Source organism: Arthrobacter sp. Dra40, assembly GCF_059091905.1.
Genome location: NZ_JBNHHB010000197.1, coordinates 1 through 9,445, shown reverse-complemented (window position 1 = coordinate 9,445; position 9,445 = coordinate 1). Strand labels below are relative to the sequence as shown.

Sequence of the window (9,445 nt, the reverse complement as noted above, 5' to 3'; positions counted from 1 at the left end):
ATGCCCCATCACTGGGCTGGGACACGGCGGCTTTAACGTATCTAATCTGGGTCTGGGCCATCATCGGCCGGCTGTCCCCCGCCGCCACCGCAGCACACGCCGGGCGGGAAGATTCCGGCCGGGCGGCTTCGGACGCCCTTATCCTGGCCGCCACCCTGGCCAGCTTCGGGGGCCTCGTGCTGATCCTGCTCGACGCCGGCACCGCCGAGGGAGTCAAGAAAGCGGGTATCCTCGCGATCGCGCTGGGCAGCATCACCCTGTCCTGGTTGCTTGTCCACACCCTCTTCACTCTTCGCTATGCCTTCCTCTATTACCGGGACCACGACGGGGTGGAGTTCAATCAGGACAGCGGTCCGCATTACCGGGACTTCGCCTACCTGGCGTTCACCATCGGCATGACGTTCCAAGTCTCGGACACCAACCTGAAAACCGACGCGGTCCGCTCCGCGGCGCTGCGCCACGCCCTCCTCTCGTACCTGCTGGGCACCATTGTCCTGGCCACCACCATCAACTTGATCGCAGGGCTCGTCCGCTGAATCGGACTGGACCGTTGCGGCGTTCCCGCCCCTGTCGGAGGGTGAATCTGCCAGAATCCTGCGGCCTGGGTCCAGAGTCCGCCATGCCCCGGAGCCCGGGTGCCAGGCATCCAACCTCTGGTGCCAGCCCCGCTGCCGGGGTTGTAATGGTACATGGGCCAATTGCCGTTGTGGCTGCTCCTGCTCATCTTCATTGCCGCCGGGGCCGTGGTTTGGATCGCTGGCATCCACTTATCGAGAACGACCGATGTGCTCGATGCCCGGCTGCATTTGGGAACGGCCTTCGGGGGGCTGATCCTGCTCGCCATAGCCACCAATCTGCCCGAGATTGCCATCACCATCAGCGCCTCCCTGAGCGGCAACCTTGATGTAGCGGTTGGCAACATCCTTGGCGGGATTGCCCTCCAGACCGTGGTCCTGGTCATCCTGGACGTTTTCGGTAGACGGGGTGCGGGCGTCAAACCCCTCACCTACCGGGCCGCCTCGCTCGTGCTTGTCCTCGAAGCCATCGTCGTGGTCGCGATCCTCGCCGTCGTCATGATCGGCAGCCAACTGCCATCTGGCCTCATGTTCGCCAGGCTGAGCCCGGACGTTGTGCTGATAACCGCCCTGTGGATCACAGGCTTGCTGCTTGTCCATGCCGCCGGACAGCGGCTTCCCTGGCACCAAGACGGCAAGGCCCCGGACGCGTCCCCGCACCCGGGCGGACACCGGCGCCGCAAACCGGAACAGCCCCACAAAACCATGGGCTCAGCGAAAGTCGTTCTGCTGTTCCTCGGTTCGGCGGTGGCGACGCTGGCCGCCGGCGTCGCTCTGGAACGCAGCGGCGAGGCTGCGGCCTCGCAGGTGGGCCTCTCCGGTGTCCTCTTCGGCGCCACCGTGCTTTCGCTTGCGACCTCACTTCCTGAGATTTCCACCGGGCTGCAGGCCGTTCGGCAGGGCGATGACAATCTGGCGGTCAGTGACATCTTCGGCGGCAACGCGTTCCTGCCGGTCCTTTTCCTCGTCGCAACGGTCATCTCCGGCCAGGCCGTCCTGCCGGCCGCAAACGCCGCTGACATCTACCTCACCGCCCTCGCAGCGCTGCTCACCCTCGTCTACGCCGTCGGGCTCATCTTCCGCCCGCAAAAACGGATCGGCTCCATGGGGATCGATTCCCTCACCGTCCTCATCCTGTATCTGGCCGGGCTTGGCGGGCTCTTCGCTGTCGCCGCCTGATAGCGCGGGCAACTCTGCTGATCGTCACGGTACGTCTGAGCCCCAACGATGCGCCGCCGCTGCGCCTTCCTTAACAACCGCTTCTACGAAAGAACCGCCATGTCTGACATTCGTACCGATGCAACACTTCCGGTTCCCGGAAACCAGCACACACGGAGGGGGTTCGCCGCCCTGTGGTCCGACGCTTTGGGCCGGGCCAGTGTCCGCTCCGCCCAGGTACTACTGGTTGGAGCACTTGTCTGGGCCATCATCTGGGCCCTGACCCGGGTCCCGCTCGTCATCATTCCGGTGACGATCGCCCTCATTCTGGCGTCCGCCATCTCGCCGCTGGTTCACTGGCTCACCCGCCGCCGGTGGCCGCGAATCCTGGCAACAGTGGCGTCCTTCGTGGTCATTCTGGCCGTCTTCGGGGGCGTCGTCACAGGCATCATCGTCCTCATCCGGCACCAGTGGACCGAACTGACCGCCCGCGCGCTGGCCAGCGTCGACCAATTGCATGCGTTCTTGAACACCGGCCCAGTGCCGGTCACCGACGCCCAAATCAACGCCTTCCGCCTCTCGCTCGAAAAGTTCTTCACCAGCAGCGCGTTCGGCACCGAAGCGCTGACGGGGCTGCGCCTGATCGGGGAGATTGGTGCCGGGGCGATCCTGATGGCCGTCATCCTTTTCTTTTTCCTGTACGACGGCGCGAAAATCCGCCGTTTCCTCTTCGGCTTCCTTCCCGAAAGCCACCAGGCCAAAGCGCACCGGACTGCCCAATTGAGCACGATTGTGCTGGGCGGCTACGTACGCGGCACCGCGTTGATCGCGGCCATCGACGGGCTGGCAGTCGGAATTGCCCTCGCCCTCCTGCATGTGCCCCTGGCCCTGCCGCTGGGCGCGTTCGTCTTCATTGGCGGCTTTATCCCCATTGTCGGGGCCACAGCCGCCGGATCACTGGCCGTGCTGGTAGCTTTGCTTTCCAACGGGCCCGCTGGCGCCCTGATCATCCTTGCCGTGGTGATCGGTGCCAACCAGCTTGAGCACCACGTTCTCCAACCCGTCCTCATGGGGCGGGTCCTGAGCATTCACGGTCTGGCCATCCTTCTCGCCCTGGCCACGGGAACCATCCTGGCCGGGATCGTCGGGGCGCTGCTGTCCGTACCGCTGACTGCCGTGGCGTGGACGGCCATCAAGGTCTGGTCCGCGCATCCCCTTCCCGGCCCCGAACCGGTTGCCGGCACCGACGCCATGCCGGCCTGAGCGAGCAACTGGTCGGGGCGGCCCGGCGGTCAGTCTCCGGCACCCACAAGGTTGAGGGTGCCCAATCGGCTGGCAATGCGGGAGATATCGACGGCGGAAAGGCTGGCTGACGGGCTGAGGTCCAGCGGCTCCGCGCTGATGACCGTGAGCGGCACGCCGGCGTCATAGAGGATGTCCACGACGTTGCTAAAGCGCTGCCAGCCGTTCATGCTGATCCCGCTGCGGGCCGGCACACCGGAGATAATCCACTGCGCGGAATGCGGCAGCAGGGCCAGATAGTCGGAAACGGCGGTCGGGCCTTCGCACAGGTCCCCGAAATCGAACCACAGTTCCGCGGCGGTGCTCCGCAGGGCCGGGAGCTGCCAGCTTCCCGGCCGCAGTTCACGTGCTTCTGCAGGGGACGGCCATGCAAGGCCGGCCTCGATGACGCGCCGGTCGTCGGGTCCCTCCGGGGCGATCACCATCGCACCGTCGCTGAACCGCCGCGAGCGGGCACCGCCGTCGTTGTCCTCTTGGCCGCCCCTCCTACCACGCTGCGTGCGGTAATCCACCGGACCGGCGATGGACGCAACGTTCATGGTGCTGCGGATCAACGTGATTGTCGGCTCGAACAGGGCGTGGAATGCATCGCTGGGCAGCAACTGCTCGGGCGGATAGTTCGAGGTGGTCACCAGCACGATGCCGCGGCGGTGAACTTCGCGCAGGAGCCGGGCCAGCAATTGTCCGTCCCCTGGATCGTGGACGTGGAATTCGTCCAAGACCAGCACTGCGCAATGACGCAGCATGGCATCGATGGCCACCTCGACGGCGCTGGTCCCGGGCGGCCGGACTGCCGCATCTTGTGCTTCGTGCCGGTGGGCGTGCAACTGTCGGAACAGGTCGTGGAAGTGCCAGCGTTGCTTGCCCGGCACCTCCAAGGCATCGAAAAACTTGCGGGCCAGCCAGCTCTTGCCGCGCCCAACCGGACCCCACAGGTAGAGCCCGCGCAGTTGGCCCTGCGGTGTCAACGTTTCGGCGTCAACTCGTGCGGCGGCATCGGCCAACAGCCGGGCAGCCCTTTGCTGATCGTCGTCCAGGCTGAAACCGGCAGCGGAAGCCGCCTGTTCCAAGTGCTCAAGCATCCGCCGGCCGGCGGGCGCTTTGCCTTCCCGGCCGGCGGTACCGGCTCCTGCCCCCATGGTGATCCTTTCTCTACCCACCCCCGAAACCCTACCTGTGGCCGTCCGTCCGTGAGGCCGCCCCGACAACGCAAGCCCGGGGGATCCGGTGCGCGGCTTTAACGCGGGAGGGCGCCCCGGCTTCCCCATAAGGGAAGCGCGGAGCGCCCTGCCGTGCGGATTGTCAGGCGGCGCAGTAGCGCCGGGACCGCAAATTAGTTGGCAACGACAGCCGCGGCGCGGACAGACTCCATGGCCTTGGTCCAGGGGATGAGCTGGTCGATCATCGGTGCCAGGGTGCCGGCGTTCTGCTCGGTCGGCTTGAAGTCGGCGAAGTTTTCGAAATCCAGGAACAGCGAGAACATGACCTGGTTCCGCACGTGGGCGATCTGCAGCTCGGACAGGATGTTGCGCAGGTGCTCGGCGGCACGGGCGCCACCCATGGAGCCGTAGGAGACGATGCCCGCGGCCTTGTTGTTGAACTCGACGTTCAGGTAGGACAGCGCGTTGGTCAGGGCCGGGGTGACGGTGTGGTTGTACTCACCGGTGACGAAGATGAAGCCGTCGAACTCGCTGATCTTGGCCGAGAACGCCTTGGTGTGGTCGTTCTGGTAGTTCTGGTAGGCAGCCGGGTAAGCTTCGTCCAGCAGGGGCAGATTGAAGTCGGCGATGTCGACAAGCTCGAACTCGGCGTCGGTGCGGTTTGCTGCCTGGGTGAGAACCCAATCGGCAACCTGCTTGTTGACACGACCCGGACGGGTGCTGCCGGTGACGATAGCGATCTTGGTCATAAATAACCCCTTCGAGGTCTGGTCCCGACGTGGCGGTATGTTGACACGTCATGGTTTTGTTGACACGTCAATTATGCAGGGCTGAAAGTTGAATTGTCAACTAAGAGCGAAAGGTGCACCGTGGACTCCGACACCCGTTGGCTGAACGATCACGAGCAAGAGATCTGGCGCGCCTTCCGCGAATTGCTGTGGGGCTTCGAGTCGGCCATGGACCGCCAGTTGCTGCGCGACTCCGATCTCTCCGGTGTGGAGTATTCCGTGCTCGCCTCCCTGTCGGAGGCCGACGAGGGCGTCATGCGGGCCCGGGACATCGCGCTGCAACTGGACTGGGAGCGCAGCCGGCTGTCCCACCTGCTCAAGCGGATGGAAGCCCGCGGATTGGTGGAACGGGTGGCTTGCGCCACGGACGCACGCGGTTTCAACATCTCGATGACCGAAGCCGGTTGGGATGCCCTCCGGCAGGCCGCCCCCGGCCACGTCAGCTTCGTGCGGGAGAACTTCTTCGATCCGCTCTCGGTTGCGGAACGCGAGGCGTTGCTCTCGGCAACCACCAAGATCCAGCAGTCCATCCGCAATGCGGGCCTTTGGGGGAAGACCGGCAAGTCATCCTGAGCCGAGGGGTCACTCCAGAATTTCCGAGACCTCCAGCCACTCCATCTCCAGGCCTTCCTTCTCCTCGGCGATCTCCTGGAGCTTGCGGTTCATCTCCGCCAGTCCGGCGAAGTCGACGTCGGCCTTGGCACCTGCCGCGTGCATCTGGTCCTTGAGTTTGTCCTCCTGCTGGCCGAGTTTGCCCAGTTGCCGCTCAATCCGGTTGAGGTCTTTTTTGGCCTGGCGTTTGTCGGCTTCGCTGTGCAAGGCAGCAGAAGACGTTCCGGCGGCGGCGTTTGGGCCGCCCGGGCCGGGTGAGCGCTTGCCGGCCAGCGCAGCTTCGCGCAGCTCGAGGTACTGGTCCACTCCCCCGGGCAAGCCGCGGAGCTTGCCGTCGCCCAGCAAGGCCATCTGGTGGTCCGTCACCCGTTCCAGCAGGTAGCGGTCGTGGGAAACCACCACGAGCGTGCCCGGCCAGCCGTCCAGCACGTCTTCGACGGCTGCCAGCGTGTCCGTGTCCAGATCGTTGGTGGGCTCATCCAGCATCAGCACGTTCGGCTCGCCGACCAGCAGCCTCAGCAGCTGCAGGCGCCGACGCTCGCCGCCGGAGAGATCGCGCACCGGGGTCCACTGCTTCTCCTTGGAAAAGCCGAGCTGTTCGACCAGCTGGCTTGCGGAGACTTCCCGTCCACCGATGTTGAAGACCTGGCGTTCGCGCTGGATCACCTCCACCACCCGCAGATCCGAAACGTCGTCGAGTTCGCGGACCTCTTGGGTGAGCATGGCGGTCTGTACCGTTTTACCGCGTTTGACTTTCCCGGAGCCGGGGTGGATTTCACCGTTCAGGAGCCGCAGCAGGGTGGTCTTGCCGGCGCCGTTGACGCCCACCAGCCCGAGCCGCTCCCCCGGAGCCAGCCGCAGGGTGATGTTGTCGAAGAGCGCGGCGGGTCCGCCCTCGCCGTCGGTCGGCCGGGGCGGCGGCGTGTAGGAGACGTTCTCGAGGTCCAGCACGTCCTTGCCGAGCCTGGCCGTGGCCATCTTGTTCAGCGCCACCGAGTCGCGGGGATCGGGCACATCGGCGATCAGTTCGTTGGCGGCTTCGATCCGGAATTTCGGCTTCGCTGTCCGCGCCGGAGCTCCCCGGCGCAGCCACGCCAGTTCCTTCTTCACCAGCTGCTGCCGTTTGCCTTCGACCACGGCGGCCATCCGGTTCCGTTCGGCACGCGCCAGGACGTACGCGGCATATCCGCCCTCGAACGGGTCGACGGTTCCGTCGTGGACTTCCCAGGTGCGGGTACACACTTCATCCAGGAACCAGCGGTCGTGCGTGACCACCAGGAAGGCCCCCTCGTTCGGGCGCCACCGGGTCTTGAGGTGCCTGGCCAGCCATGCCACGCCTTCCACGTCCAGGTGGTTGGTGGGCTCGTCAAGCATGATGACGTCGTGCGGTTCGATCAGCAGCTTGGCGAGGGCGACCCGCCGGCGCTGTCCGCCGGACAAAGACGACACCGCCGCGTGCCACTCGACATCGCCGACCAACCCCTCCATGATTTCCCGGATCCGCGGGTTGGAGGCCCACTCATGCTCGGCTGCCTCGCCGACGATCGCGACGCCCACCGGCAGGTCCCCGTCCAGCACGTCCTGCTGGTCCAGGTAGCCCACGTTGACATCGCCGCGCTTGGTGACCCGGCCGTCGTCGGGCGCAATCCGCTGGGCCAGCAGCCGCATCAACGTGGACTTGCCGTCGCCGTTGCGCCCGACCATGCCGATCCGGTCGCCTTCATTGAGTCCGAGGGACAGCGAATCCAAGATGGTGCGGGTGGCAAAGGAGACACTGACGTTTTCTGCGCCGAGCAAGTGGACCAAGGGTACTGCTTTCTGTTGCGTATGGGTGATGCGGATGCAGGCCGCCCGCCGGCATCCGCGTATCGGGGCCGGACTCTCAGGCCATGATGCGGGCGCCGTGGACAGGTCCGCGCACCGGCAGGGCAACCACCCCGGCGACGTCGGAGAGCCGTTGTCCCAGTTCCGCCGCTTCCCGCCGTCCTGCCGTCAGGAATGCCACCGTCGGGCCGGAGCCGGAGACCAGGCCCGCAAGCGCTCCTTCGGTCTTGCCCAGCTCAAGGATATCGGCCAGTTCGGGGGCAAGCTCGATGGCCGCCTCCTGCAGGTCATTGTGCAGACATCCCGCCAACTGGTGGACGTCGCCGGACTGCATGGCCTGCAGGATCGCCGGATCCACCTGTTCGGGCTCGACCGGAACGTATCCCCGGCGGGCCCGCAGGTCGTCGGCCACGGCGTACACCTTGGGCGTCGACAAGCCGAACGACGCCGGTACCAGCACCCAGTGCATTTCGCTGCGCGCAAGCGCCGGCGTCAGCCGCTCCCCGATTCCCAGCCCGACGGCGACACCGCCGTGCAGCGCGAACGGCACGTCGGCACCCAGCCCGGCGGCCAGTCCGATCAGTTCGTCGCGGGAGTAGCCGGTGTTCCAGAGCGCGCTGCAGGCCACCAAGGCGGCAGCGGCGTCAGCGGAGCCACCGCCCATCCCGCCGGCAATGGGTACCCGCTTGGTGATATCGAGGTGCACGCCCTGTGGGTGGCCCGCGGTTTCACGGATCAACTCGGCGGCCTGGGCGGCCAGATTGGAAGCATCCAGCGGGATGCCGTCCAAATCAAAGTCGAGGCCGGCGCCGTTGCGGACGCTGACCGTGATGGCATCGTCGTCGCGGGCGGTGGCGGTGACTTCCTCGTACAGCGAGAGCGCCAGATAGACGCTGGCGACGGAGTGGTAACCGTCCGCCCGGGGGCCGCCAACGCGGAACGAAACGTTGATTTTGCCGGGCGCCATGACGCGGACCGGACGTGCTCTGGTCATCAGCGTGCCACTGCCTTCCTAGCCGACGAGCGGATGGTTGAATTCGGCGATCCGGGCGAAGGCTGCAACGTCCAGCACTTCTCCGCGCGCGCTTGGGTCTACGTTGGCCTGCCGCAGCGCTTCCTCGGCGCGGGCTGCACTGCCGGCCCAGCCGGCCAATGCCGCGCGCAGGGTCTTGCGGCGCTGGGCGAACGCGGCGTCGATGACCGCGAAGACGTCCCGGCGGGGGGCACGGGTCACAGGCGGCTCTCCGCGGGTGAATTCCACCAGCCCGGAGGCGATTTTGGGAGCAGGCCAGAATACATTCATACCGATCACACCGGCCTTGCGCATCGTGCCGTACCAGGCGGCTTTGACGCTGGGCACGCCGTAAATCTTTGAACCGGGTTTGGCCGCAAGCCTGTCAGCCACTTCGTCCTGCACCATGACCAGTCCGTGCCGCAGCGATGGGAAGTTCTCCAACAGGTGCAACACCACCGGTACGGCCACGTTGTAGGGCAGGTTGGCGACCAATGCATCCGGTGCCTTGGGCAGTGCGGTGACCTGCAGCGCGTCCGCCAGCACCACATCCAGCCGTCCGGCCGCGTCAGGACGCCACTGGGCAACTGTTTGTTCAAGGCGGGCGGCCAGCTTGGGATCGATTTCGACGGCGACCACATGCCCGGCTGCATCCAGCAGTCCCAGCGTGAGCGAGCCCAGCCCGGGACCGACCTCCAGCACGGTCTCGCCGGGGACAACGTCTGCCGCTGCCACGATCCGGCGGATGGTGTTTCCGTCGATGACGAAGTTCTGGCCGAGGGTCTTGGTCGGACGCACATCCAGCTCGGCGGCGAGGCGCCGGATGTCTGCGGCGCCGAGCAACGGCCGGGGGCGTGCGGCTGAGGTTTCCCCGGGCACGTTCCGGGAGTCGGTTCCGGGTGCGGATTGCGGTTCTGTCACTGTGCCATCGTATCGGGCCGGCGCCGGTGCCACGGCGGCCAGCCGTCCTGTTAACCACCTCGGACCCGGGCTGCAATGCCCGGGTCCGAGGTG

General features: G+C 66.1%; 9 protein-coding genes. 4 read left to right on the top strand and 5 right to left on the bottom strand.

What is annotated here, in order from left to right:
* From AC5RWT_RS30855 to AC5RWT_RS30845, 3 genes are all read left to right on the top strand, one after another.
* A partial coding sequence (locus AC5RWT_RS30855; protein WP_494083539.1) for a DUF1345 domain-containing protein occupies positions 1–536 on the top strand: 536 nt, incomplete at its 5' end.
* A gap of 153 nt (positions 537–689) precedes the next feature.
* Entirely contained in the window at positions 690–1,754 is a 1,065-nt protein-coding gene (locus AC5RWT_RS30850) for a sodium:calcium antiporter (RefSeq protein ID WP_494083538.1), read from the top strand.
* Between the two features lie 99 nt (positions 1,755–1,853).
* On the top strand, positions 1,854–2,996 hold the full coding sequence (locus tag AC5RWT_RS30845) for an AI-2E family transporter (protein WP_494083537.1): 1,143 nt from the start codon (positions 1,854–1,856) through the stop codon (positions 2,994–2,996).
* Positions 2,997–3,025: 29 nt separating this feature from the next.
* Here the strand turns inward: AC5RWT_RS30845 and zapE are convergent, their stop codons facing one another.
* Together zapE and AC5RWT_RS30835 are read right to left on the bottom strand one after the other, a co-directional pair.
* On the bottom strand, positions 3,026–4,174 hold the full coding sequence (zapE, locus tag AC5RWT_RS30840; protein ID WP_494083536.1) for a cell division protein ZapE: 1,149 nt from the start codon (positions 4,172–4,174) through the stop codon (positions 3,026–3,028).
* A 194-nt stretch (positions 4,175–4,368) separates the two neighbouring features.
* Positions 4,369–4,944, bottom strand: a complete 576-nt coding sequence (locus tag AC5RWT_RS30835) for an NADPH-dependent FMN reductase (protein WP_494083535.1) — start codon at positions 4,942–4,944, stop codon at positions 4,369–4,371.
* A 120-nt stretch (positions 4,945–5,064) separates the two neighbouring features.
* Here AC5RWT_RS30835 and AC5RWT_RS30830 point away from each other — a divergent pair, with 120 nt between their 5' ends.
* The gene (locus tag AC5RWT_RS30830; protein ID WP_494083534.1) at positions 5,065–5,556 is read left to right on the top strand and encodes a MarR family winged helix-turn-helix transcriptional regulator; all 492 of its coding nucleotides are present in this window, start codon (positions 5,065–5,067) and stop codon (positions 5,554–5,556) included.
* A gap of 9 nt (positions 5,557–5,565) precedes the next feature.
* Here AC5RWT_RS30830 and AC5RWT_RS30825 read toward each other — a convergent pair whose 3' ends face one another.
* The 3 genes from AC5RWT_RS30825 to rsmA form a co-directional block, all read right to left on the bottom strand.
* A complete protein-coding gene (locus AC5RWT_RS30825) occupies positions 5,566–7,401 on the bottom strand; it encodes an ABC-F family ATP-binding cassette domain-containing protein (RefSeq protein WP_494083533.1) in 1,836 nt (611 codons plus the stop codon).
* Positions 7,402–7,477: 76 nt separating this feature from the next.
* On the bottom strand, positions 7,478–8,413 hold the full coding sequence (locus AC5RWT_RS30820; protein ID WP_494083532.1) for a 4-(cytidine 5'-diphospho)-2-C-methyl-D-erythritol kinase: 936 nt from the start codon (positions 8,411–8,413) through the stop codon (positions 7,478–7,480).
* A gap of 18 nt (positions 8,414–8,431) precedes the next feature.
* Positions 8,432–9,352: a 16S rRNA (adenine(1518)-N(6)/adenine(1519)-N(6))-dimethyltransferase RsmA gene (gene rsmA / locus AC5RWT_RS30815; RefSeq protein ID WP_494083531.1), complete on the bottom strand. Its 921-nt coding sequence runs from the start codon at positions 9,350–9,352 to the stop codon at positions 8,432–8,434.
* Between the last annotated feature and the right edge of the window lie 93 nt (positions 9,353–9,445).